The 24,366-nt window shown below is 56.4% G+C and carries 28 protein-coding genes; 12 read left to right on the top strand and 16 right to left on the bottom strand.

Annotation, left to right across the window (positions count from 1 at the left end; genetic code table 11):
- Positions 1 to 187 precede the first annotated feature (187 nt).
- The gene (locus ABLV17_RS10165; RefSeq protein WP_348854232.1) at positions 188 to 2,131 is read left to right on the top strand and encodes a bifunctional 2',3'-cyclic-nucleotide 2'-phosphodiesterase/3'-nucleotidase; all 1,944 of its coding nucleotides are present in this window, start codon (positions 188 to 190) and stop codon (positions 2,129 to 2,131) included.
- Between the two features lie 366 nt (positions 2,132 to 2,497).
- Here ABLV17_RS10165 and ABLV17_RS10160 read toward each other — a convergent pair whose 3' ends face one another.
- Complete coding sequence (locus tag ABLV17_RS10160) at positions 2,498 to 2,869, bottom strand: helix-turn-helix domain-containing protein (protein WP_087858307.1); 372 nt, start codon at positions 2,867 to 2,869, stop codon at positions 2,498 to 2,500.
- Between the two features lie 89 nt (positions 2,870 to 2,958).
- Between ABLV17_RS10160 and ABLV17_RS10155 the strand changes: the two genes are divergently transcribed.
- From ABLV17_RS10155 to ytfE, 4 genes are all read left to right on the top strand, one after another.
- Entirely contained in the window at positions 2,959 to 3,807 is an 849-nt protein-coding gene (locus ABLV17_RS10155; protein ID WP_348854231.1) for an SDR family oxidoreductase, read from the top strand.
- Positions 3,808 to 3,887: 80 nt separating this feature from the next.
- Positions 3,888 to 4,712, top strand: coding sequence for an AraC family transcriptional regulator (locus ABLV17_RS10150; protein ID WP_020079805.1), 825 nt, complete (start codon positions 3,888 to 3,890; stop codon positions 4,710 to 4,712).
- A 76-nt stretch (positions 4,713 to 4,788) separates the two neighbouring features.
- A complete protein-coding gene (locus ABLV17_RS10145; RefSeq protein ID WP_162750236.1) occupies positions 4,789 to 5,763 on the top strand; it encodes a DMT family transporter in 975 nt (324 codons plus the stop codon).
- Positions 5,764 to 5,845: 82 nt separating this feature from the next.
- Positions 5,846 to 6,511, top strand: a complete 666-nt coding sequence (gene ytfE, locus ABLV17_RS10140) for an iron-sulfur cluster repair protein YtfE (protein WP_213317443.1) — start codon at positions 5,846 to 5,848, stop codon at positions 6,509 to 6,511.
- A gap of 64 nt (positions 6,512 to 6,575) precedes the next feature.
- On the opposite strand, the gene cycA is transcribed toward ytfE, so the two are convergent.
- Together cycA and fklB are read right to left on the bottom strand one after the other, a co-directional pair.
- Entirely contained in the window at positions 6,576 to 7,979 is a 1,404-nt protein-coding gene (cycA, locus tag ABLV17_RS10135) for a D-serine/D-alanine/glycine transporter (protein ID WP_015368603.1), read from the bottom strand.
- Positions 7,980 to 8,286: 307 nt separating this feature from the next.
- Positions 8,287 to 8,907, bottom strand: a complete 621-nt coding sequence (gene fklB / locus ABLV17_RS10130) for an FKBP-type peptidyl-prolyl cis-trans isomerase (RefSeq protein ID WP_002886687.1) — start codon at positions 8,905 to 8,907, stop codon at positions 8,287 to 8,289.
- A gap of 209 nt (positions 8,908 to 9,116) precedes the next feature.
- Here fklB and ABLV17_RS10125 point away from each other — a divergent pair, with 209 nt between their 5' ends.
- The gene (locus ABLV17_RS10125; protein ID WP_015368604.1) at positions 9,117 to 9,788 is read left to right on the top strand and encodes a LysM-like peptidoglycan-binding domain-containing protein; all 672 of its coding nucleotides are present in this window, start codon (positions 9,117 to 9,119) and stop codon (positions 9,786 to 9,788) included.
- A 32-nt stretch (positions 9,789 to 9,820) separates the two neighbouring features.
- Here the strand turns inward: ABLV17_RS10125 and ABLV17_RS10120 are convergent, their stop codons facing one another.
- The 5 genes from ABLV17_RS10120 to rpsF form a co-directional block, all read right to left on the bottom strand.
- Positions 9,821 to 10,756: a DMT family transporter gene (locus ABLV17_RS10120; protein WP_015368605.1), complete on the bottom strand. Its 936-nt coding sequence runs from the start codon at positions 10,754 to 10,756 to the stop codon at positions 9,821 to 9,823.
- A 145-nt stretch (positions 10,757 to 10,901) separates the two neighbouring features.
- Positions 10,902 to 11,351 (bottom strand): 50S ribosomal protein L9, encoded by a 450-nt coding sequence (gene rplI, locus ABLV17_RS10115; protein WP_015368607.1) that lies wholly within the window; start codon positions 11,349 to 11,351, stop codon positions 10,902 to 10,904.
- A gap of 41 nt (positions 11,352 to 11,392) precedes the next feature.
- Positions 11,393 to 11,620: a 30S ribosomal protein S18 gene (gene rpsR, locus ABLV17_RS10110; protein ID WP_000135199.1), complete on the bottom strand. Its 228-nt coding sequence runs from the start codon at positions 11,618 to 11,620 to the stop codon at positions 11,393 to 11,395.
- A gap of 4 nt (positions 11,621 to 11,624) precedes the next feature.
- Complete coding sequence (gene priB, locus ABLV17_RS10105; RefSeq protein ID WP_015704181.1) at positions 11,625 to 11,939, bottom strand: primosomal replication protein N; 315 nt, start codon at positions 11,937 to 11,939, stop codon at positions 11,625 to 11,627.
- Between the two features lie 5 nt (positions 11,940 to 11,944).
- Positions 11,945 to 12,340, bottom strand: a complete 396-nt coding sequence (gene rpsF, locus ABLV17_RS10100; protein ID WP_004098001.1) for a 30S ribosomal protein S6 — start codon at positions 12,338 to 12,340, stop codon at positions 11,945 to 11,947.
- A 339-nt stretch (positions 12,341 to 12,679) separates the two neighbouring features.
- Between rpsF and ABLV17_RS10095 the strand changes: the two genes are divergently transcribed.
- Entirely contained in the window at positions 12,680 to 12,955 is a 276-nt protein-coding gene (locus ABLV17_RS10095) for a DUF1471 domain-containing protein (RefSeq protein WP_020079809.1), read from the top strand.
- Between the two features lie 147 nt (positions 12,956 to 13,102).
- Positions 13,103 to 14,296 carry an MFS transporter gene (locus tag ABLV17_RS10090; RefSeq protein WP_348854230.1) on the top strand — a complete coding sequence of 398 codons (1,194 nt, stop codon included), beginning with the start codon at positions 13,103 to 13,105 and terminating at the stop codon, positions 14,294 to 14,296.
- Between the two features lie 61 nt (positions 14,297 to 14,357).
- On the opposite strand, the gene ABLV17_RS10085 is transcribed toward ABLV17_RS10090, so the two are convergent.
- The 6 genes from ABLV17_RS10085 to ulaA are packed head-to-tail and all read right to left on the bottom strand — an operon-like array spanning position 14,358 to position 18,772.
- Positions 14,358 to 15,044 carry an L-ribulose-5-phosphate 4-epimerase gene (locus tag ABLV17_RS10085; protein WP_087858300.1) on the bottom strand — a complete coding sequence of 229 codons (687 nt, stop codon included), beginning with the start codon at positions 15,042 to 15,044 and terminating at the stop codon, positions 14,358 to 14,360.
- The gene (locus ABLV17_RS10080) at positions 15,044 to 15,898 is read right to left on the bottom strand and encodes an L-ribulose-5-phosphate 3-epimerase (protein ID WP_113374751.1); all 855 of its coding nucleotides are present in this window, start codon (positions 15,896 to 15,898) and stop codon (positions 15,044 to 15,046) included. Before ABLV17_RS10080 ends, ABLV17_RS10085 begins: the two co-directional genes overlap by 1 nt.
- 9 nt (positions 15,899 to 15,907) lie before the next feature.
- Positions 15,908 to 16,561: a 3-keto-L-gulonate-6-phosphate decarboxylase UlaD gene (ulaD, locus tag ABLV17_RS10075; RefSeq protein ID WP_348854229.1), complete on the bottom strand. Its 654-nt coding sequence runs from the start codon at positions 16,559 to 16,561 to the stop codon at positions 15,908 to 15,910.
- A gap of 15 nt (positions 16,562 to 16,576) precedes the next feature.
- Positions 16,577 to 17,044: a PTS ascorbate transporter subunit IIA gene (gene ulaC / locus ABLV17_RS10070; protein ID WP_015368614.1), complete on the bottom strand. Its 468-nt coding sequence runs from the start codon at positions 17,042 to 17,044 to the stop codon at positions 16,577 to 16,579.
- Between the two features lie 9 nt (positions 17,045 to 17,053).
- Positions 17,054 to 17,359 carry a PTS ascorbate transporter subunit IIB gene (ulaB, locus tag ABLV17_RS10065; RefSeq protein WP_001577590.1) on the bottom strand — a complete coding sequence of 102 codons (306 nt, stop codon included), beginning with the start codon at positions 17,357 to 17,359 and terminating at the stop codon, positions 17,054 to 17,056.
- Positions 17,360 to 17,371: 12 nt separating this feature from the next.
- Positions 17,372 to 18,772, bottom strand: a complete 1,401-nt coding sequence (gene ulaA, locus ABLV17_RS10060) for a PTS ascorbate transporter subunit IIC (RefSeq protein ID WP_015368616.1) — start codon at positions 18,770 to 18,772, stop codon at positions 17,372 to 17,374.
- Positions 18,773 to 19,136: 364 nt separating this feature from the next.
- Between ulaA and ulaG the strand changes: the two genes are divergently transcribed.
- Positions 19,137 to 20,201 carry an L-ascorbate 6-phosphate lactonase gene (gene ulaG, locus ABLV17_RS10055; RefSeq protein WP_113374750.1) on the top strand — a complete coding sequence of 355 codons (1,065 nt, stop codon included), beginning with the start codon at positions 19,137 to 19,139 and terminating at the stop codon, positions 20,199 to 20,201.
- A gap of 103 nt (positions 20,202 to 20,304) precedes the next feature.
- A complete protein-coding gene (gene ulaR / locus ABLV17_RS10050; protein ID WP_015368619.1) occupies positions 20,305 to 21,060 on the top strand; it encodes an HTH-type transcriptional regulator UlaR in 756 nt (251 codons plus the stop codon).
- Here the strand turns inward: ulaR and yjfP are convergent.
- Positions 21,057 to 21,773, bottom strand: a complete 717-nt coding sequence (gene yjfP / locus ABLV17_RS10045; RefSeq protein ID WP_047065984.1) for an esterase — start codon at positions 21,771 to 21,773, stop codon at positions 21,057 to 21,059. The two genes, ulaR and yjfP, sit on opposite strands and share 4 nt — an antisense overlap.
- A gap of 208 nt (positions 21,774 to 21,981) precedes the next feature.
- Between yjfP and bsmA the strand changes: the two genes are divergently transcribed.
- A complete protein-coding gene (gene bsmA / locus ABLV17_RS10040; protein ID WP_045379672.1) occupies positions 21,982 to 22,290 on the top strand; it encodes a biofilm peroxide resistance protein BsmA in 309 nt (102 codons plus the stop codon).
- Between the two features lie 140 nt (positions 22,291 to 22,430).
- A complete protein-coding gene (yjfN, locus tag ABLV17_RS10035; protein ID WP_020079815.1) occupies positions 22,431 to 22,706 on the top strand; it encodes a DUF1471 family protease activator YjfN in 276 nt (91 codons plus the stop codon).
- Here the strand turns inward: yjfN and ABLV17_RS10030 are convergent.
- Positions 22,697 to 24,334 (bottom strand): isovaleryl-CoA dehydrogenase, encoded by a 1,638-nt coding sequence (locus ABLV17_RS10030; RefSeq protein WP_045396883.1) that lies wholly within the window; start codon positions 24,332 to 24,334, stop codon positions 22,697 to 22,699. The genes yjfN and ABLV17_RS10030 overlap by 10 nt on opposite strands.
- Positions 24,335 to 24,366: the final 32 nt, after the last annotated feature.

Genomic DNA, 24,366 nt, shown 5'->3' with positions numbered 1-24,366 from the left:
CACCTCTTCTGGTTACAGTGGCGTTAACTCGTTGTTTTATTTATATCGCATCATCACCAGTTCCGCTATCTGTGATAACACTAGCGGTTTCCATTCACGCTTTTCTGGCAGAATTCACAATTCTGTAAGCAACAGAATGTAAATACATTTTCTTTTGTGCCATTGCTCATAAAAAAGGACGCCTCTGATGATTAAGTTTAGCGCAACGCTGCTGGCCACGCTGGTGGCGGCCAGCGTCAACGCGGCGACGGTCGACCTGCGGATCATGGAAACCACCGATCTGCACAGCAATATGATGGATTTCGATTACTACAAAGATACCGCCACGGAAAAATTCGGTCTGGTCAGAACCGCCAGCCTGATTGAAAAAGCCCGTGCGGAAGCGAAAAACAGCGTGCTGGTGGATAACGGTGATGTTATTCAGGGTAGTCCACTGGGCGACTATATGGCGGCAAAAGGGCTCAAAGAGGGGGATGTGCATCCGGTTTACAAGGCGATGAACACCCTGAATTACGCCGTCGGCAACCTGGGCAACCATGAATTTAACTATGGCCTCGACTTCCTGCATAAAGCGCTAGCCGGGGCGAAGTTCCCTTACGTTAATGCCAATATTATTGATGTAAAAACCGGGAAACCGATGTTTACGCCATACCTGATTCAGGATACCCAGGTTCAGGATAGCGATGGTCAGCCCCATACCCTGCGCATCGGCTACATCGGTTTTGTGCCGCCGCAGATCATGACCTGGGATAAAGCCAACCTCAGCGGCAAGGTGAAGGTCAACGACATCACCGAAACCGCGCGCAAGTACGTGCCGGAGATGCGCGCGAAAGGCGCTGATGTGGTCGTGGTGGTCGCGCATTCGGGGCTCTCCGCCGATCCGTATCAGGCAATGGCGGAAAACTCGGTCTACTACTTAAGCCAGGTACCCGGCGTTGACGCCATCATGTTCGGCCACGCCCACGCGGTGTTCCCCGGTAAAGACTTCGCCACCATTAAAGGCGCGGATATCGCCAAAGGTACGCTAAACGGTATTCCGGCGGTGATGCCGGGAATGTGGGGCGATCATCTCGGGGTGGTCGATTTGGTGCTGAATAACGACAGCGGTAAATGGCAAGTGGCGCAGGCCAAAGCCGAAGCGCGACCTATTTACGACGCGGTAGCGAAAAAGTCGCTGGCGGCGGAAGATAGTAAAATGGTGGCGGTGCTGAAAGCCGATCACGACGCCACACGCGAATTCGTCAGCAAGCCTATCGGCAAGTCCGCCGACAACATGTACAGCTACCTGGCGCTGGTGCAGGACGACCCGACGGTGCAGGTGGTCAACATGGCGCAAAAGGCCTATGTCGAGCACTACATCCAGGGCGATCCAGATCTGGCGAAACTGCCGGTACTCTCCGCCGCCGCGCCGTTTAAAGTAGGCGGGCGTAAAAACGATCCGGCAAGCTTTGTCGAAGTGGAAAAAGGCCAGCTCACCTTCCGTAACGCCGCCGACCTCTATCTCTACCCGAACACGCTGGTGGTGATGAAGGTAAGCGGTAAAGAGGTCAAGGAGTGGCTCGAATGCTCCGCCGGGCAGTTTAACCAGATTGACCCCGCCAGCAGCAAACCGCAGTCGCTGATTAACTGGGACGGGTTCCGCACCTATAACTTCGACGTGATTGACGGCGTAAATTACCAGATCGACGTGAGTCAACCGGCGCGCTACGACGGCGAGTGCCAGATGATTCACCCGCAGTCAGAACGCATTAAAGACCTGACCTTTAACGGTAAGCCTATCGATCCGCAGGCCACCTTCCTCGTCGCCACCAATAACTATCGCGCCTACGGCGGCAAATTCGCCGGTACCGGCGACGACCATATCGCTTTTGCCTCCCCGGACGAAAACCGTTCGGTGCTGGCGGCGTGGATTGGCGCGCAGTCGAAGAAGGATGGTGCGATCCATCCGGCGGCGGATAACAACTGGCGTCTGGCGCCGATTCACAGCAAAACGCCGCTGGATATTCGCTTTGAGACCTCGCCTGGCGACAAAGCCACGGCGTTTATCAAAGAGAAAGCACAGTATCCGATGCGGCAGGTAGCGACCGATGATATCGGCTTCGCTATTTATCAGCTGGATTTGAGTCAGTAATGCCTGTTCCCCGGTGGCGCTGCGCTTACCGGGGCTACAAAGCGGAGCTGGCTGGTAGCCCGGATTAGGCGCCAGCCGCTATCCGGGTACAGCTCCCCGGTGGCGCTGCGCTTACCGGGGCTACAGAGCGGAGCTGGCTGGTAGCCTGGATCAGGCGCCAGCCGCTATCCGGGTATATATCCCCGGTGGCGCTGCGCTTTCAAGGGCTACAAAGCGGAGCGGGCTGGTAGCCCGGATTAGGCGCCAGCCGCTATCCGGGTATATCTCCCCGGTGGCGCTGCGCTTACCGGGGCTACGGAGCGGAGCTGGCTGGTAGCCCGGATTAGGCGCCAGCCGCTATCCGGGGTTACAGGGAGTGATACTTTTTCACTCCCCGTGGTTAGCCAGCACCGCGGGGAGATTCAGCTCGATCCAGTCCGCCAGCGCCGCCACCTTCTCGCTCACCTGCAGACCGAGCGGCGTCAGGCTATATTCAACATGCGGCGGCACCACCGGATACGAGACGCGGTCGATAAAGCCATCCAGTTCCAGCGCCTGTAAGGATTGCGCCAGCATTTTTTCGCTGACGCCGCCCATTTTGCGCCGCAGATCGCTAAAGCGGTGAGTCCCCTCGCGAAGCGCCACCAGAATCAACACGCCCCAGCGGCTGGTCACGTGTTTTAGCACATCACGCGACGGGCACTGTTCAGCAAACAGATCCCCGTTGCGCAGTTTGTCGCTCAGCGTCGGTTCGGCCATTTTATACTTACCTTTTTGTACGTACTTACTAAAAGTTAGTTAAGGTGTTAGCTTACCACAACTGCCAATGAACACGAAGGAGAAGAACTATGATCGCGATTACCGGCGCCACCGGCCAGCTTGGCCAGCACGTACTGCATGATCTGTTAAAAACCGTCCCCGCCAGCCAGATTGTGGCGATTGTCCGCAACCCGGCGAAAGCGCAAGCGCTCAGCCAGCAGGGCGTGATTGTGCGCCAGGCCGAATACGGCGATGAAGCCGCGCTTACCGCCGCGCTGCAGGGGGTTGATAAACTGCTATTAATCTCCTCAAGCGAAGTCGGCCAGCGTGCCGTCCAGCACCGTAACGTCATCAACGCCGCCAAAGCCGCTGGGGTGAAATTTATCGCCTATACCAGCCTGCTGCACGCCGATACCTCACCGCTGGGCCTGGCCGGTGAACATATCGAAACCGAACAAATGCTGGCTGATTCCGGTATTCCTTACGCGCTGCTGCGCAACGGCTGGTATACCGAAAACTATCTGGCCAGCGCGCCGCCGGCGCTGGAACACGGCGTGTTTATTTGCGCCGCCGGGGAGGGTAAAATCGCCTCCGCCACCCGTGCCGATTATGCCGCCGCCGCCGCCCACGTTATCGGCGGCGAGGGCCATGCCGGGAAAGTTTACGAACTGGCGGGAGACAACGCCTGGACTCTGAGCGAACTGGCTGCCGAGCTGAGCAAGCAAAGCGGGAAAAATGTGGTTTATCAGAACCTCAGCGAAGCCGATTTCGCCGCCGCGCTGAAGAACGTCGGCCTGCCGGCCGGGCTTGCCGATATGCTGGCGGATTCCGATACCGGCGCGTCGAAAGGCGGACTGTTTGACGACAGCCGCACCCTGAGCAAACTGATTGGCCGCCCGACCACGTCGCTTGCCGATAGCGTAAAAGGCATCATCTAACCACTCCCTGTCAGTTTTTGCGGTTGCGTCCCGGCGCTTCATCTCTAATATTGAAGGGATGAATCGTCGGGAGACACGGCATGCAGGGCGTACCACCACAATTTAGCGATGAAAAAGACCGCGCGCGCTTTCGCCATCTCGAACAACTTCCCGGCGTAGAGCTCTATCACGCCCATATTTCTCGTTATGCCTTTGAACCGCATACCCACGAAGCCTTCGGCATCGGCGTGATTGAACAAGGCGCCGAACGCTTTCGCTATCGTGGTAGTCAGCACGTCGCTTCAGCCAATTCCATCGTCACCATGAATCCGGATGAGCTCCATACCGGCGAGGCGGAAACCGCCGAAGGCTGGCGCTACCGGATGATTTATCTGGAGCCGGATCGGCTGGAAGCCTTCACCGGCGTTCGCCACTGGTGGTTCAGTGAGGTCGTGCGCCAGGAGCCACAGCGCGCCCGGCAAATCGGCCAACTGATTTACGGCCTGTGGCACGCTGACGATCCGCTGGCGCAGCAAGGGATGCTGCTCGACCTGGTTGATACCTTTCGCCCGCTGGCTCACCATGCGCCAATGGCGCCGGAAGCGGCGCACCGCTTCGATCGGGTACGCGACTACCTGCACGATAACTATATGCGCGCCGTCAGCCTTGATGAACTGGCGCAGGTGGCAGCGCTCAGCCCCTATCACTTCCAGCGCCAGTTTAAAGCCCACTTTCACGTTACCCCGCACCAGATGCTGATGGCGATTCGCCTGTGGCGCGCCAAGGCGTTTCTGACCCACGGCATGCCCGCCGCCGAAGTGGCCATCGCCGCCGGATTAACCGACCAGTCACATTTAACCCGCGCCTTCACCCGTCGCTACGGCATCACGCCGGTGCGTTATCAAAAACAGGTCGCCGGGCGCTAAAGCGCAATCTCATACAATATTCTTACCCTCGCGCCCTCCTACACTTGGCGCAAGCAAACTGAAGATGGATGTCATCATGATTAGCGGCGTGTTGTATGCCCTGCTGGCGGGGTTAATGTGGGGGCTGATTTTCGTCGGCCCGTTGCTGGTGCCGGAATATCCCGCGGTGCTGCAGTCGATGGGGCGCTATCTGGCGCTGGGACTTATCGCCTTGCCGCTGGCGTGGCTCGGCCGCGCGCGTCTGCGGCAGCTGAACGGCAAGGATTGGTGGACCGCGCTGGCGCTGACCATGATGGGGAACCTGATCTATTACTTCTGTCTTGCCAGCGCCATTCAGCGCACCGGCGCGCCGGTATCGACGATGATTATCGGCACCCTGCCGGTAGTACTGCCGGTGTGCGCCAACCTGCTGTATAGCCAGCGCGATGGCAAGCTGCCGTGGCGGCGGCTATTTCCGGCGCTAATCTGTATCGCCCTGGGGCTGGTGTGCGTCAACGTGGCGGAGCTGCAGCACGGGCTTCCTGATTTCAGCCCGTGGCGCTATGGTTCGGGCATTGTTCTCGCGCTGATCGCCGTCGTCTGCTGGGCGTGGTACGCCCTGCGCAACGCCCGCTGGCTGCGTGAAAACCCGGATAAGCCGCCGATGATGTGGGCCACCGCGCAGGCGTTGGTCACCCTGCCGGTATCGCTGGTCGGTTATATTGCCGCCTGCGGATGGCTGCAGGGCCAGCATAGCGACTTCCCGCTCCCCTTCGGCCCGCGCCCGGCGGTGTTCATCGTCCTGATGCTGGCGATCGCCGTGCTCTGCTCGTGGGTCGGCGCACTGTGCTGGAACATTGCCAGCCAGCGCCTGCCGACGGTGATCCTCGGGCCGCTGATCGTCTTCGAGACGCTGGCCGGTCTGCTGTACACCTTCCTGCTACGCCAGAGTCTTCCTCCGCTGCTGACGCTGAGCGGGATCCTGCTGCTGGTGCTCGGTGTGGTGTCGGCGGTTCGCGCCCGCCCGGAAAAACCGGTTCTGCAGGAACTGCGCGTCGAGCCAAAAAAATAGCCTGGTATCCTAAAGGGGTATTCCCATGGATTAAAGATGCATTTAATATACATCTTATATTCTTGATGACGAGGTAACTGCTATGGCTTTCCGTGACCAACCTTTAGGCGAGCTGGCGCTGAGCATCCCGCGCGCCTCCGCGCTGTTCCGTAAATACGATATGGATTACTGCTGCGGCGGCAAACAAACCCTGGATCGCGCGGCGGCGCGCAAAGCGCTGGACGTCGCGGCGATTGAAGCCGAACTGGCAAAACTGGCCGAGCAGCCGATCGAGCGCGACTGGCGCGCCGCGCCGTTCACCGACATCATCGACCACATCATCGTTCGCTATCATGATCGTCACCGTGAACAGCTGCCGGAACTGATCCTGCAGGCAACCAAGGTTGAACGCGTCCACGCCGATAAACCGAACGTGCCAAAAGGGCTAACTAAATACCTGACCATGCTGCACCAGGAGCTCTCCAGCCACATGATGAAAGAAGAGCAGATTCTGTTCCCGATGATCAAACAGGGGATGGGAACCCAGGCCGGTGGTCCTATCAGCGTGATGGAAAGCGAGCACGACGAGGCGGGCGAACTGTTGGAAGTCATCAAGCACATCACCCATAACGTGACACCGCCGCCGGAAGCCTGCACCACCTGGAAAGCGATGTACAACGGCATTAACGAGATGATTGACGACCTGATGGAGCACATCAGTCTGGAAAATAACGTGCTGTTCCCGCGTGCCCTCGCCGGAAAATCATAAAAAAAGGCGCCCGCAGGCGCCCTCTCGACATTGTCAGTTTATTGGCCACTCCGGGTGGCCTTTTTTATTTCGCCAGACGTTTTTTACCGGCAAACAGCCAGCCTGCGCCCAGCAGAACAAACCACAGCGGGGTGACCATCAGCGCCTCGCGGGTATCATCTTCCAGCGTCAACAGCACCAGTACGAAGACGAAGAAGGCCATGCACACCCAGCACATCACTTTACCCAGCGGCATCTTATAGATGGACTTCTCGTGCAGCTGCGGACGCTTTTTACGATAGACCAGGTAAGAGCAGAGGATAATGGTCCAGACGAACATGAACAGAATTGCCGACACCGTGGTGATCATGGTGAACGCGGCAATCACGCTCGGGTTGACCATCAACATCACCACGCCGCCCAGCAGGCACATGCAGGAGAAGGTTAAGCCCTTCGCCGGCACCGCACGTTTAGACAACTTGGCGAACATTTTCGGCGCCTGACCTTCCTGCGCCAGACCGAACAGCATACGGCTGGTGGAGAACACTCCGCTGTTAGCGGAAGAGGCGGCGGAAGTCAGTACCACGAAGTTGATCAGGCTGGCGGCAGCCGGCAGGCCGACCAGAACAAACAGTTCAACGAACGGGCTCTTGCTCGGCACGACGGAGCTCCACGGTGTCACCGACATAATAACAATCAGCGCGAAGACGTAGAACATAATGATACGCAGCGGGATGGAGTTGATCGCCCGCGGCAGTGATTTTTCCGGGTCTTTGGTTTCCGCCGCGGTAGTACCCACCAGCTCAATCCCCACGAAGGCGAATACCGCTATCTGGAAACCGGCAAAGAAGCCGCTGAGGCCTTTCGGGAACCAGCCGCCGTCATTCCACAGATGCGCGAATGAAGCTTCAACGCCGGTCGGCGATTTAAAGTGCATCATCACCATCACCAGGCCGACCACGATCAGCGCCACGATGGCGACGATTTTGATCATCGCGAACCAGAACTCCATTTCGCCAAACATCTTCACGGTCGCGAGGTTCAGGCCCAGCAGCAGCAGGATAACCGCTAACGAAGCGACCCAGTCAGAAAGCCCGGGGAACCAGAACTGCGCGTAGGCGGTGATGGCGACAACGTCCGCCATCCCGGTGACCACCCAGCAGAACCAGTAGGTCCAGCCGGTAAAATACCCCGCCCACGGCCCTAACAGGTCGGAAGCGAAATCACTGAATGATTTATATTCCAGGTTCGACAGCAGTAATTCGCCCATGGCACGCATGACGAAAAACAGCATAAAACCGATGATCATATAAACAAAAATAATGGATGGCCCGGCGAGACTGATGGTCTTGCCAGACCCCATAAACAGCCCGGTGCCGATCGCCCCGCCGATAGCAATAAGCTGAATATGCCGGTTAGTGAGATTTCGCCGTAGCGATTGTTCAGTCGTCTCCTGCTCGTCGGCAACGACTTTGACCTGATCTACCATGTGATTTTCTTCCTGTTGTACCTGTCTGTGTTGTTCAGGCTCTGTTGGCCTGTCATTTGTCGCAACCCTGACAAGAGGGTTTATCGATATTAGGTAAGAATCGGAGGGATGAATACTATGATTTAGATATAATGTTAATTTTATGTTTAAAGTGAGTGTTATATCACCAATGTAACGCGAAACAGCTCACAAAAATACACTCAACGAACTTATATGCAATACAAAATTCCAATAAATTTATAACTTAAGGATTTTACACTATTTTTATCGGCTCCCTCCCCCTGACAGGAGAGGAAGCCCCTGGTGCTTAAATAATGTCCAGCAGCTCAACTTCAAAGATGAGGGTGCTGAATGGCGGGATAGAAGCACCCGCGCCGCGCTCGCCATAAGCCAGGTTGTGCGGAATAGTCAGTTCCCATTTGGAACCTACCGGCATCAGGGTCAGCGCTTCGATCCAGCCGCCGATCACGCCGGTCACCGGGAATTCAGCCGGTTCGCCGCGGGCCACGGAGCTATCGAACACGGTACCGTCGATAAGTTTGCCGGTGTAGTGAACGCGTACGCGGTCGGTGCGCGCCGGGATCGGGCCTTCGCCCTGCGTCAGTACGCGGAACTGCAGGCCGGATTCAGTGCTGTTCACGCCTTCTTTTTCACGGTTTTCATCGAGGTATTTCTGGCCATCAGCGGCCATCGCCTGGAAGCGCTCGCGACGCACGGCGTCAGCGCGTTCATGGATTTCACGCAGCGCGCGGTGTACCGCTTCAACCGGCACCTGCGGCTGATTACCTTCCAGCGCATCGGCAATGCCGGCAACCAGCGCTTCCGGCAGCAGCCCCTGCAGGCCGGATTCGCTCAGTTGTTGTCCAACCTGCAAGCCGATACCGTAACTTGCCTGCGCTTCGATAGTGTCAAAAGTCGGGGTTGCCATCTTTGTTCCTTTTTTGGGTGATAAACATCTTGAGAAAAGCGTTCGAAAGCATAACAGCCATAGAGGAATGGGTAAAACTTTGTCGGCGGATGATGACAAATCTCAGCGAAACAGAAACAATAGGCGATATCAGGTTAACCTCTACCTTCAGGACGTTAGCCGTCTATACTCATAAGCAGGATAAAAATATGCGGAGCAGGAGGAAAGCCATGCCCGGGCGCTTTGAATTGACATCTACCCTGGCGAAGATCTGGCACGCCCCGGATCAACTTCGTCTCATGGATCCGCTACCGCCCATGCATCGCCGCGGCATCATCGCCGGCTTCCTGCTGGTCATTATTGGTTTCCTGCTCCCCTCCGGCGATAACAGCACGCCGACCCAGGCCAGCCGCGAAGCTAATCTCGATCTGCAGTCCCAGTCTCAGCCGCAAGGTTCGGGCAATCAGGCCGTGCCGCTTCCGCCAATCACCAATACACCGACGGTCAGCGATGCCGACCAGGTTGCGCCTGTGGCGCCTGAAGCCATTCAGGATGAACAGCCAGACCAGACGCAAACCGCTTCCTCTTCTCAGCCGTATCAACAACCGGCGCAGCAGCAGTCTGCTCCGGGCATTGAACAGCAGTGGCGCACCTACCGGATTGAATCCGGCAAAACGCTGGCGCAGCTGTTCCGCGACCACGGACTGCCAGCCACTGACGTCTATGCCATGGCGCAGGTCGAAGGCGCCGGCAAACCATTAAGCACCTTGCAAAGTGGACAAACGGTGCAAATTCGCCAGAACGCCAACGGCGTCGTCACCGGCCTCACTATCGATACCGGCAACGGCCAGCAGGTGCTGTTCACCCGCCAGTCGAACGGCAGCTTCGTGCGCGCGCGATAAACACTTCGCTTAGGTCGGGTCGAACACCCGGCCTAACGCGCCTGGTTTTTGTTCACCCAGCGGATCCCTACGCATACCAACACCAGTGCGATCGCGTACTTCCACTCAAAAATATTCTCGCCAAGAAAGATCGCCGACAGCACCGTCCCGGCCACCGGGATAACAAAGTTAAACGGCGCAATCATACTGACGCGGTTGTGCTTGAGCAGCACGCTCCATAGTGCGAAAGCTATCGACGACAGCAAAGTTAAATAGCCAAGGATCATCGCTGCGGTCAGGCTGTGCATCCGTAGCTCCCCGCCGGTCAGATACCCGCCCACCACCAGCACCAGACCGCCGAAGGCCAGTTGCCAGCCGGTCATCACCGTTGGGTCGACGGTTTGTGAGATGCGTTTGCCGTAGAGCGTCGCCGCCGAGAGGATGAACGCCGCCAGCACGACAAATCCATCCCCCTGCCAGACAAAATTAAAATCGCCCAATGAGGTGTTGAAGTTCACCAACATCACGCCAACGAAGCCCAGCACGCAGCCGATAGTTTTGTTATAGCTGAGCCGGTCATTCTGGTAGATAAAATGCGCCAGCAGAACGCTGAAGAACGTCCCGGTGGCATTCATAATCGATCCCTTCACTCCGGTGGTGAATGCCAGGCCAACGTAGAAGAAGGCGTACTGGATAGCGGTCTGCGTCAGCCCCAGCATCGCCAGCTGCCCGCACTGGCGGCCATTGAGCCGGGCGATGGGTTTGCGCTGCGCGAGCGCAAACAGCAGCAACAATAAGCCCGCAAACAGGAAGCGATATCCGGCAAAAACAATTTTTGAGGGAACATCATCGGTGGCGATGTGCAGAAGCTCATAGCCGTTTTTAATCGCCGGATAAGAACTGCCCCACAGCAGACAGCATAGGGTCGCGCAGACATAAGCTACTTTTTTATTGGCAAAAATCGAGGGGGTTGGAAAGGAAGCGTCCATTAACTTTACCGGAAATAAAATCGTGTTTTATTTTATCATCCAGAAAGTGGAGAGAATAGCTACCATACCAGATAAAAATCAGGCTGGCGCTAAAAAGCAAAACGCCGGCACAAGGCCGGCGCATCGACGTGAGTTGAGTAAAAAATTACTCAGCTACAACGTTAACAACCAGTTTAGCGAAGACTTCGCTGTGAACCTGGAAGTCTACTTCGTGCTCACCGGTGGTGCGCAGAACGCCGTTCGGCAGGCGAACTTCGCTCTTCGCAACGGCAACGCCAGCTGCAGAAACAGCGTCAGCGATGTCGCGAGTACCGATGGAACCGAACAGTTTACCTTCGTCGCCAGATTTGGACGCGATGGTAACGGTGCCCAGTGCGTTGATTGCTTCAGCACGTGCGTTAGCAGCGGCCAGAACGTCAGCCAGTTTGGCTTCCAGTTCAGCGCGGCGCGCTTCGAAGAACTCAACGTTTTTCTTGGTAGCTGGAACAGCTTTACCCTGTGGTACCAGGAAGTTACGAGCATAGCCCGCTTTAACGTTTACCTGATCACCCAGGCTACCCAGGTTTGCTACTTTATCAAGCAGAATAACTTGCATTACCTTATCCTCTCAAAGTCGTATTAATGGACCGTGACCGATTACTGATGACGATCAGTGTACGGCAGCAGGGACAGGTAGCGTGCGCGTTTGATAGCGCGAGCCAGCTGACGCTGATATTTTGCACGGGTACCGGTGATACGGCTTGGGACAATCTTACCGCTTTCGGTGATGTAGTTTTTCAGCGTAGCGATATCTTTATAGTCGATCTCTTGAACGCCTTCCGCGGTGAAACGGCAGAACTTGCGACGACGGAAATAACGTGCCATATGGCTAGTCTCCAGAATCTATCAATTCAATCTGCTCGGCATGCAGAACCATTTTACTCAAGCCGTTCTTTGCCTTATGGCAACTAATGAACCCTTGAACGGTGACTGCGCTACCGACCGTTATACTGTGAGTAATGGCCTGGTTCTCGTGTCCGCTAATAATAACGGGCATTTGGCACCACGCCTGCCGGTGAAAACCGGCTTCCTCCTGCACAGAACGATGCTCAAGCACGAACTGGCAATGAGGAATTCCTGACGGGCTGACCTTTCGAAGGGGCATCCTGCACACGGTGCCGGACAACACCAGACGGTTGGTCATCAGGATTACTCTTCAGAATCCCCAGCTTCAGAATCATCTGCGGTTTCGTTAGCGAAATCTTCACGACGCTCACGGCGCTCGTCTTTCGCTTTAACCATCGGAGATGCTTCGGTAACAGCGTGCTTAGTACGCATTACCATGCTGCGGATAACGGCGTCGTTGAAGCGGAAGTTAGTTTCCAGCTCATCGATCGCTTCCTGCGGCGCTTCAACGTTCAGCAGAACGTAGTGAGCTTTGTGCAGTTTGTTGATCGGATAAGCCAGCTGACGGCGGCCCCAGTCTTCCAGACGGTGGATCGTACCTTCTGCTGCAGTGATTGCACCAGTGTAACGTTCGATCATGCCCGGAACCTGTTCGCTCTGGTCAGGATGGACCATAAAAACGATTTCGTAATGACGCATCGAATTGCTCCTTACGGATTATTCAGCCTCCTGTCTGGGTCAGCCGCGGCCCATGGAGGCAAGGAACGTGTTAAAGGGCGGCTGAAAAATTGACGCGTCATTCTAATTGCGCCCCCCCAGGAACACAAGCGCATTTGCACAAATAATTCGCACTAAGCGCCAAGCTGGGCTAAGTGAGTGATTTAAAATTAACCAATAACGAACGCGGCATTTTTTTGAACAACTGCATCAGAAAAGGTCGCTATCAGGCGACGCGCCAGCGATTACAATTTAATCAATAGCCAGACACCAGCAAGAGGAGTCCAGCGTTTTACCCGTACTGTCAGTAAGGAGCGTTCTATGAAAAGCATTATCATCGCCGTAATGGCTGCGCTACTCCTTAGCGCCAACGCGCTGGCAGCCATCAAAATCGATGGGCGTCAGGCTCGCAACATGGATGATGTGCAGAGTCTGGGCGTAATCTATATCAACCATAATATGGCTAGCGAACAAGAGGCCGACCAGGCCCTGAACCAGGAAAGCGATGCCCTGGGAGCGAAGTACTTCCAGCCAATCCTGATTCACGAACCGCAGAGCAATGGCCTTATTCATGCCAGCGCCGCTATTTATCGCTAACCCAGGTCGATGCTTCGCCTCTCCTCATGAGGGGCGAAGCGAAAGCCTACGTAAACGCAATTGAGAATTATTTTCCAAACTGACTTACCAGCGTCATCGCAACCTGATTTAATCATCAATTCACCGTTTGTTAATCAGGAGTGATTGATGGTCCCGCGTTTCGCGACGTTAGGTCGCATCCCTAAAGGAGTTTGGGTACTCGGCGGCGTCAGCCTGTTAATGGATGTCTCGTCAGAGATGATCCACAGCCTGCTACCGTTGTTTATGGCCACCACGCTCGGCGCCAGCGTCATTATCATCGGTCTTATCGAAGGGCTGGCCGAAGCCACCGCCTTAATTCTCAAAGTCTTCTCCGGCGTTATTAGCGACTACGTTGGCAAACGCAAAGGGCTGGCGCTGCTTGGCTACGGGCTGGGGGCGATCAGCAAGCCGCTGTTTGCCCTCGCGCCGAGCGCCGGGGTGGTATTTAGCGCCCGCATGATCGACCGCGTCGGAAAAGGTATCCGCGGAGCGCCGCGCGATGCGCTGGTCGCCGACGTAACACCTCCGGAGATCCGTGGCGCTGCCTACGGGTTACGCCAGGCGCTGGATACCGTCGGCGCCTTTCTCGGCCCGCTGCTGGCGGTGCTGCTGATGTTCATCTGGGCCAACGATTTTCACGCTATCTTCTGGGTGGCGGTCATTCCCGCCGTACTATCCATTGCTCTACTGGGCTTTGGCCTGCAGGAGCCGAAATCCGCCATCGCGCACAAACGTAGCAATCCGCTGAAGCGCGAAAACCTGAAAAAGCTCTCCGCCGCCTACTGGTGGGTGGTGGCGATCGGCAGTATCTTCACCCTCGCCCGCTTCAGCGAAGCTTTTTTGGTGCTGCGCGCCCAGCAGATGGAGATCCCACTGTTTACTATTCCGCTGGTCATGGTCGCGATGAACCTGGTCTACAGCCTCACGGCTTACCCGTTCGGTAAGCTCTCTGACAGCATGAGTCACAGTAAACTGCTGCAATGGGGGCTGCTGGTGCTGATCCTCGCCGATATCGTGCTGGCGCTCAGCGGCCACTGGAGCACGCTGCTGATCGGCGTCGCGCTGTGGGGGATTCACATGGGGATGACTCAAGGCCTACTGGCGGCCATGGTTGCGCATACCGCGCCGCCGGAACTACGCGGTACGGCATTCGGCATGTTCAACCTGATGAGCGGCCTGGCGCTGCTGCTGGCTAGTACCGGCGCAGGGGTACTGTGGGAAACCTTCGGCGCAGCCTCGACGTTTTACGCCGGCGCGATGATTTGCGTGGTCACGCTCATCGGCATGCGCTGTATGCCATCGGCCTATCGTCAGGTTTAAAAACGGCTCCGGGGCCAGACCAGTTGCTTCACCCTGAGGTGAAAGCCCCGGAGCGCGTAGCTTACTTCTGCCCGTAGTAGGCGTCAGGCCCGTGTTTACGCAGAAAATGTTTCTCCATTAGCCAGCCGTCGATGGGCTGTAGCTGCGGATTAATCCCGCGGGCGATCCACGCCATTCGCGCCACTTCTTCCATCACCACCGCATTGTGCACCGCCTCGTGGGCATCTTTCCCCCAGGAGAAGGGTCCGTGCTGATAGACCACAATCCCTGGCGTATGTAACGGGTTGGCCTCGCCCAGCGTTTCGATAATCACCTTCCCGGTGTTCAGCTCATAGGCCTCTTCCACCTCCTGTGCGCTGAGCGCCCGGGTGCAGGGGATATCACCGAAGAAGTAGTCCGCGTGGGTGGTACCGAGCGCCGGGATTGCCAGCCCCGCCTGCGCCCAGGCGGTAGCGTGCGTCGAGTGGGTATGCACCACCCCGCCGAGGCCGGAATAACGGCGGTACAACGCAAGGTGGGTAGCGGTATCAGAAGAGGGACGCCAGCGCCCCTCCACCACGTTGCCCTGCAAATCGACCACCACCATATCATCGACGGTCATTGACTCGTAGGCTACGCCGCTGGGCTTAATCACCACCAGCCCACGCTGCCGGTCGATTGCGCTGACGTTGCCCCAGGTAAAGGTCACCAGCCCGTAGCGCGGCAGATCCATATTAGCTGCAAATACCTGCTGTTTAAGCTGCTGCATTATGCCGCCTCCGTCAGGCCTGCGCGGGCCATCCGCGCCTTCACCCAGTCACGAGCCTTTGCGACTTCCGCCGCCGGGTCATCGGTGGTTTCGCTCCACATTTCAATCAGATACGGACCGCAGTAGCCTGTCTGCTTGAGCGTTTCGAAGCAACGTTCAAAATCGACGACCCCTTCACCAAACGGCACGTTTTTGAAGACGCCGGGCTTCGTATCTTTGACGTGTACCGCCACGATATGCCCCATGCCGGCCTGCAATTCCATCTGTACGTCGTTATCCCACGCCGACAGATTGCCAATATCCGGATAAAGCTGGAACCACGGATTATTCAGGTAGTGAGCATAGCCCAACGCCTTACTGATCGAGTTCATCAGCGGATAGTCCATGATTTCCATCGCCAGCGTCACCTGGGCCCGGCTGGCCATCCCGACGCTCTCTTTCAGGCCTTCGCGAAAACGGCGTCGAGTCTCATCATTCGCCTGCTGATAATAAACATCGTAGCCCGCCAGTTGGATCACCCGAATCCCCACATCCTGCGCCAGCTGGATGGCTTTACGCATGATGTCCAGTCCCTGATTACGCACCGCGTCATCTTCGCTGCCGAGCGGAAAACGACGATGGGCGCTAAGGCACATCGATGGTACCCGGACGCCGGTTTCGGCTACCGCCTTGACCAGCGCCAGGCGCTGCTCCTGGCTCCAGTCCAGCCGGGCGAGACGAGCATCGGTTTCATCAAGCGACATTTCGACAAAGTCAAAACCGAGGGTTTTCGCGAGCTGTAACCGCTCCAGCCAGCACTCCCCGCCGGGGAGCGCTTTTTCATAGATACCGAGCGGAATGTGTTTCGACAACATAGCCGCTCCTTAACCCCACAGCTGGGCGATAGAGCGTTTAAACTGGCGAGCCGCTTCCACCGGCGAGGCGGCATCGCGGATACTGCGCCCGGCAATAAAGACGTGAATAGGGATACCGGCGAACAGCGGCAGGTCTTCCAGCGCCAGCCCGCCGGTCACGGTGACTTTGAAGCCCATATCGGAAAGGCGCTTAATCGCGCTGATATCCGCCTCGCTCCACGCCACGCCCGCGGCCTGCGCGTCGCGGCTGCGGTGATAGACCACCTGCTGAATGCCCGCGTCGCGCCACGCCTGCGCCTGCTCCCAGGTCCAGAAACCGGTCAGTTCAATTTGCACGTCGCCGTTGAACTCTTTGGCGATATCCAGCGCCCCTTTGGCGGTGTTGATATCGGCGCAGCAGATCACGGTCACCCAGTCGGCGTTGGCTTCAAAGCACATCCGCGACAGGATTTTTCCGGCATCGGCGATTTTGGCATCCGCCAGCACGATTTTATGCGGGTACAGCGCTTTCAGATCGCGCACCGCGCGCACCCCTTCGCCAACGCAGAGAATAGTACCGACTTCAATGATATCCACCTCTTCGGCGATCAGTCGGGTGGTCTCATAGGCGTGAGACAGGGTTTGGTTATCCAGCGCAACCTGCAACATTGGTAACTGAGACATCGTATAAACTCCCTCTTAAACAGCCGCCGCAGTGGCGTTTTCAATTAAATCCAACACTTCCTGCTCGGTGCGGCAGGCGCGTAAACGGTCGAAATTGGCTTCGTCATCAAACAGGTTAACGATCTGCATGATGCCCACCTCCTGGTGGGTGGTAGCGTCAACTGCCGCCATGGTGATCAGAATGTCGACCGGGTCGTTATCTTCGTGATTGAAAATCAGCGGTTTTTTGAGCGTCACCAGCGCAAAGCCGGTTTTCTTAACGCCCTCTTCCGGACGGCCGTGCGGCATCGCCAGCCCCGGCGCGATAACAAAATAGGGACCATGCTGCGCGACGCCATCGAGGATCGCCTGGTAGTAACGCGGTTCCACTACGTCGGCGGCCACCAGCAGATCGACACCGATTTTCACCGCCTCCTGCCAGCTTTCCGCCTCCGCCTGCAGGCGTATGGAGTGGTTCTGCGCCAGAGAATCATGAAGTTTCATGGCGGCTCCTTATTTCACGTCCTGCGGGAAGTGGGCTTTGATCACTTCAAGCAGTTTTGGGCCGAAATCCGCAGGCGACAGCATGTTGCGCACGCCAACCACATATTTATTGCCAGTAACGGTGATTTCACCTGCGATGTGGGTCGAGGCAATAATGATATCCGCGCCGTTTAGCTCGCTTTTATACTCACCTACCGCGCAGCTGTTCACCGTGTGGTCGATGTTTGATTGCGTCAGGAACTGGTCCACCTTCATTTTCATGATCATGGAACTACCTTGCCCGTTGCCACACACAGCCAGAATACGTACGGTCATAATCAGAACTCCTTATTGAGCAGAGGCTTCTGCCAGTTGTTTTTCCGCATCTTCCTCGGCGCGCAGCGCGCGGCCGGCGAAGAACATATAAGCCAGTGAAATCAGAATAATGACGGCCATAAACGCCAGCCCTATCGAGGCGAAGCCCTGCATCATCGGCGGCGCCAGGATTGACCAATCCGCCATGCCCATCCAGGCGCTCATCCCGGTCAGCTTCACCGCCCACACGCAGCCGAAGATTTCAATCATGCCCATCACCAGACAGATCTTGAGCGCCGCGCGCCAGCCGCCGAAGTGGTTAGCAAAGACGCCAATCGTCGCGTTAGAGAAGAACATTGGGATAAAGCCCGGGATGATCAGGATGGAGGAACCAACGCCGACGAGAATACCCACGGCAATCAGTTGGCCGATGGTGCCCCACATAAAGCCCCAGACCACGGCATTCGGCGCGAAGCTATAGATAGCGGCGCAGTCGATTGCCAGCACGGCGCCGGGAATCAGGCGCTGAGAGATGCCGTTGAAGGCTTCGGACAGCTCGGCGACAAACATGCGCACGCCCTGGGTAATGATGAAAATGGCCACGGCGAAGGAGAAACCGGTCTGCAGGATATAGACCGTCCAGTGGGTTTTGCCCGCCATCGCCTGTACAACATCGATGCCAAACGAGAGCAGAATGGCGCCAAAGAAAATGGTCATCACAATCGCGGTAGAGACGATGTTGTCGTGGAAAATATTGAGCCAGCCCGGCAGCTTGAGGTCTTCGACACTCTCCTCTTTTTTCCCCAGATACGGCGCCACTTTATAGGCAATCCACGAGGCAAACTGCTGTTGGTGGCCGATAGAGAAGCCGCAGCCGTCGGTAACCAGTTGAGTCGGCTTGAACATCATGTTGGAGGTGATACCCCAGTACAGGGAGACCAGCACCGCGGTGCAGATAATGGTCGTCCACATGGAGTAGCCGAAGATGAAGAAAGAGACCGCAATCAGCCCCGCCTGCTGAAACATGATATGGCCAGTCAACATGATAGTGCGGATGCCGGTAATGCGGCGCAGCAGGACGTAACAGATGTTTAGCGCCAGCGCCAACAGCACCGCATACCCCACCCAACTGTAGGCCTCGCCCATCCGGTCGATGGTCGCCATCATTGAGGCGTAGGTATCGGAAATCGCGCCATTGATGCCATAAACCTCTGACATTTTCGCCACCACCGGCTTAAAGGTGCTGGTAAGAATGCCGGAGCCGGCTTGTAACAGCATGAAACCAATGATGGTTTTGATCGTGCCTTTGATAATCACGCTAACGCTTTTACGCAACAAGATATAGCCAAGGCAGGTCACGATACCCAGCAGCAGCGGGGCATTAGTCATTACCTGATTAAAGAAGACGGTAAAGATGTTGTAGAGGATCTCCATAACACACTCCAGAAGAGGAAGGCTTAGAACGCGCATGACGCTCAGCAGTTGTCGTCGCCCTCACTCTAATAATCAAAAACAATCACAACAAGATTGAATTTGATTAAATGTGACGCATCACGCAAATAATCATATTTTTTATAGGTGTATTCTCTCCCACGTCACGCGATAACCAAACAAACCACTAATATCAACAATATACATACATGCCCGATAATAAATCCAGGGGTTTTCAGCGCGTTAGCGCTACGATATCACCGCATTTCATCGAAAATAGCCGATTGCATTCCTGAAAAAACAGTGCCAGTATCAATCAAAACAAATCACCAATTGATTACTTTTGAAATAAAAGAGGAAGAGATCGATGAGTAAAGTGCAAACCATCACCCGTGAATCCTGGATTTTGAGCACTTTCCCGGAATGGGGCAGCTGGCTGAATGAAGAGATCGAACAAGAGCAGGTTGCGCCGGGCACCTTTGCCATGTGGTGGCTGGGATGCACCGGTATTTGGCTAAAATCGGAAGGCGGCGCTAATATTTGCGTCGATTTCTGGTGCGGCACCGGTAAGCAGAGCCACGCTAATCCGCTGATGAAAACCGGCCACCAGATGCAGCGCATGGCCGGAGTGAAAAAACTGCAGCCGAACCTGCGCACTACGCCATTCGTGCTCGATCCTTTCGCCATCCGTCAAATTGACGCCGTGCTGGCGACGCACGATCACAACGATCATATCGACGTTAACGTCGCCGCCGCGGTGATGCAAAACTGCGCCGCCGATGTGCCGTTTATTGGACCAAAAACCTGCGTTGACCTGTGGATTGGCTGGGGCGTGCCGGCAGAACGCTGCATCGTCATGAAGCCGGGCGATGTGGTGAAGATCAAAGACATTGAGATCCACGCGCTCGACGCATTCGATCGTACGGCCCTCATTACCTTGCCTGCCGATCAAAAAGCCGCCGGCGTGCTGCCGGACGGCATGGACCAGCGCGCGGTCAACTATCTGTTCAAAACGCCGGGCGGCAACCTGTACCACAGCGGCGACTCCCACTACTCCAACTACTATGCAAAGCACGGTAACGACCATCAGATTGACGTCGCCCTCGGTTCCTACGGGGAAAACCCGCGCGGCATCACCGACAAAATGACCAGCGCCGATATCCTGCGCATGGCGGAATCGCTAAATGCCAAAGTGGTTATCCCGTTCCATCACGATATCTGGTCCAACTTCCAGGCGGACCCGCAAGAGATCCGCGTGCTGTGGGAAATGAAAAAAGATCGTCTGAAATACGGCTTCAAGCCGTTTATCTGGCAGGTCGGCGGTAAATTTACCTGGCCGCTGGATAAAGACAATTTCGAGTACCACTACCCACGCGGGTTCGACGACTGCTTTACCATTGAGCCGGACCTGCCGTTCAAATCCTTCTTGTAAGCGTATCCCGGCGGGCACGCCCGCCGGAATTCCCTTTCCGCATTAGTATTTAGCGTTAATTTCAAATATCATCTTTGCTTGTCACTTTTAATCGGATTCGCTCATGACTGAAGCGCAAAGACATCAAATTTTACTGGATTTGCTGGCGCAAACGGGATTCGTCACCGTTGAACAGGTAATCTCCCGCCTCGGCATCTCTCCGGCGACGGCAAGACGCGATATCAATAAGCTTGATGAAAACGGCAAGCTGAAAAAAGTCCGTAATGGCGCGGAAGCCATCAGCGAACAGCGTCCGCGTTGGTCGCCAATGAACATTCATCAGGCGCAAAACCACGATGAGAAAGTGCGGATTGCCCGCGCCGCCTCGCAGCTGGTTTCTCCGGGCGAAAGCATCGTTATCAACTGCGGCTCCACCGCCTTCCTGCTCGGCCGTGAATTATGCGGCAAACCGGTGCAGATCATCACCAACTACCTGCCGCTGGCCAACTATCTGATTGACCAGGAGCATGACAGCGTGATCATTATGGGGGGGCAATATAACCACAGCCACTTCATCACCCTCAGCCCGCAGGGTAGCGAAAACAGCCTGTATGCCGGGCACTGGATGTTCACCAGCGGCAAAGGGTTAACCGCCGAGGGATTGTACAAAACGGATATGTTGACCGCGATGGCCGAGCAGAAAATGCTGAACGTCGTTGGCAAACTGGCGGTACTGGTCGATAGCAGCAAAGTCGGCGAACGCGCCGGGATGCTGTTCAGCCAGGCCAGCCAAATCGACCTGGTCATTACCGGTAAGCAGGCCGATGAAACGATCCTCAAGCAGCTTGAGGATCAGGGCGTGCAGGTTATCCGCGTTTAAAGATGCTGCCGGAAAAAGGCGATGGTCGCGTCCAGCGCTTCAGGGGTAATGCGATGGCGCACGCCCTTTTGCCACTGGCAGGTCAGGTTTGTTGCCAGGCCGCTCTGCGTTAACGCCTGCTGGAGGCGAAAAGTGTCGCCGGGCGGAACCACGTCGTCTGCGTCGCCGTGCCACAACAGCAGCGGCTTGTCGGCTAGCGCCGCTAACTGATGAGTCACGTCCCACTCCGCCAGGCTTGCCGTATCGAATCCGGGCGACGGAAACAGCGTCTGCGCGAGGCTGCTGAAATAGCCCGAGCCCATCAGGCAGGCCACGCATTTTAGCTCCGGATGATGGGTCATGATACCGAGCGCGGTCATGCCGCCCATTGATGCGCCGGCCACCGCCAGCCGTTCATCTTCAAGCCATCCCTCTGCGATAATCGCGTCTCGCAGGGCGGGAAATTCAAGAAAATTCTGTCGCAGGATCGGCCAAAAACGCTGCATTCGCCCCTCCTCGTCGCCGCGAAAACGCGCGCCATGTTCGGCGGCATCCGGCATAATCACCCGGAAACCGGCATCGGCCAGCGCGACGGCGAAGTAGCTGTAGACCAGCCTGGAAGAGGTAAAACCGTGATAGAAGACGATAACCGGCAGAGGCTTATCCGCCATCCCAGCCGGATAGGCGTGAATCACTTCACCGCCTGCCAGATTGCGCATTTCGAGTGTAATCAACTATCGTCTCCTTCTTTATAGTGGCACGGCGTCTCGCACCAAAACATTCGTCAAAGCTTTGCGTTGAGCACGATTTATAATGTTGAGAGCTCGGTTACGCTTTCATAACATTTTCATTCGAAAATCGCGCGATAGATAACAATTCGGGAACATTCCCCAGAAATGATGTTCAGGCTACCACTACACTATCACTATCAGGAAACGAGATATGGTCATGCGTAGGTTTACACCGTGGTTACTGGCTCTCGCCTTAAGCGGATGTAGCATCCTGCAGGGTACGCCGGAGGCGCCGCCGCCGGCAAGCGATCATCCGCAGGAAATTCGTCGCAATCAGACTGAGGGCCTGCAAAAGATTGGTACCGTCAGCGTGCTGATGTACGGTTCGCCGATGGATGTCGAGACCGCGTTGAAAGCCAAAGCAGAAGCCGCAAAAGCGGATTACTACGTCATCGTTATGATCGATGACACCATGGTTCCCGGCCAGTGGTATTCGCAAGCGATTCTGTATCATAAATAGCGGTGTGATGCGTTTTTAACCAGCTTTACACTGCTTTGCGTCCATTCACGTTCTCCTGCGCATAATAACGTTCGGCCAGCCTTTTTGGCAGAACGTTAGCAAACGGACTGCCCTCGGGATTACGTGAAATGGAGCTGACGATGAAACGATCACTGACCTTACCCAGCCTGTTGCTGACTACCGCGACGGCCAATACTTCCGCTCAGTCAGCCGAATTCGCCAGTGCGGATTGCGTCACTGGCCTGAACGAAATTGGTCTGATTTCCGTCAATAATATCTCCGGCAGTCAGCAGGATGTCGAGCACGCCATTGCCGTAAAAGCCGATGAGCAGGGCGCTTCCTGGTATCGTATCGTTCAGATGTATGAAGAGCCGCAGCCGGATAGCTGGCGGGTGCAGGCCATTCTCTACGCCTGAGACGGCTGTCGTCCGCGCCCCATCGCCCGTAGCAGCGCATCGTCCAGCAATTGAGCGTCCAGGCGGATACCTCCTCGCGGATCCAGCATCATCCGGCACCATGCCTGGGCCAGCGGCGGCGATGCAAAGCGCAGCATCTGCGCCCCCGCCCCCAGGCAATACACCAGACGCGCTATTTCTCGTCCCTGCGCCTCAACCGGCCGCCGTAAGAGTTGCTGAAGCTGTCGCCACGCGCGGTCATAATGCCGGTTCTGCCCCTTGACCTCAGCGCACTCCGCCGCCAGCATTTCTAACGCCGCCGGCTGCTTGCCAAGCACCCGCATTACGTCGAGGCACATAATATTGCCGGAGCCTTCCCAGATACTATTCACCGGCATCTCACGGTATAAGCGCGGGAGTTCGCTCTCTTCGCAATAACCGATACCGCCCAGCACTTCCATCGCCTCGGCGACAAACGGTATACCGGCGCGACAGATAGCAAACTTGGCGGCCGGGGTAAATAAACGAGCCCATAGCACTTCATGCGCATCGTCGCGCCGATCCCAGGCGCGAGCCAGACGGAACAGAAAAGCGGTTTGTCCTTCAAGACGCAGCGCCATCTGGCCCAGCACCTGACGCATCATCGGCTGATCGGCCAGATTCTTGCCGAACGCCTGACGCTGCAGCGCATGGTACAGCGCCACCGAGTATGCGCGGCGCATCAGGGCATGGCTGCCGGCCGCGCAGTCGAAGCGGGTCAGCGCGCCCATCTTGAGAATTTGCCGCACGCCGTCGCCCTCTTCGCCTATCAGCCACCCACAGGCGTCAAAGAATTCGGCTTCGCTACTGGCGTTAGAGCGGTTACCTAATTTATCTTTCAACCTCTCCAGGCGCACGCCATTGCGTTGGCCATCGGGTAAAAAGCGCGGCACAAAGAAGCAGGAGAGCCCGCCCGGCGTCTGGCCTAATACCAGATGCGCATCGCTCTGCGGCACCGAGAAGAACCATTTATGGCCCACCAGCCGATAGAATCCTTCCGCCGTTTTTTCCGCTCGGGTGGTATTGCTGAGCACATCCGAACCGCCCTGTTTTTCGGTCATTCCCATGCCAATCAGCAATCCACGTTTCTGATCGCCCGGTGCGAGATGCGGGTCATAGCGATCGCTGAGTAATGGCGGCAACCAATCGCTGAACACCGCAGGTAACGCGCGCTGCAGCAGCGGCGTTGCGGCGAAGGTCATGGTTATCGGGCATAACGTTCCCGCCTCCACCTGGGCATGCAGCATAAAGCGGGCGGTACGGGCAACAAATGAACCCGCGCGGGCGTCTTCCTGCCAGGCGAGATTATGCACCCGGTTGGCGCACAGTCCCTGCATCAGCAAATGCCAGGCGGGATGAAACCGCACGTCATCCAGCCGGGCGCCGGTGGCGTCATAGCGTAGTAGTTCGGGCGGGTTACTATTCGCCAGTCGCCCCAGCTCCAGCGATTCCGCCGTGCCCAACTGTTGGCCGATGCTGGCGAGCAGATCGCCATCCCAGCCGGCGCCTTCACGCACCACCGCCTCACAAAGCGCGGTATCAGACAAAAACAGATTGCTGTTACACAGTGGCGTCGGTTGATTGAATACGGTATGCGTTTGCCAGTGCATGATGTCTCCCTCCGTCAATGGCTCTGACAGTA

This window comes from Klebsiella sp. CN_Kp091 (genome assembly GCF_040065095.1).
Classification (GTDB): domain Bacteria; phylum Pseudomonadota; class Gammaproteobacteria; order Enterobacterales; family Enterobacteriaceae; genus Klebsiella; species Klebsiella aerogenes.
Note: the sequence above shows the minus strand (reverse complement) of the source record. Positions and strands in the feature narration are given on the sequence as shown.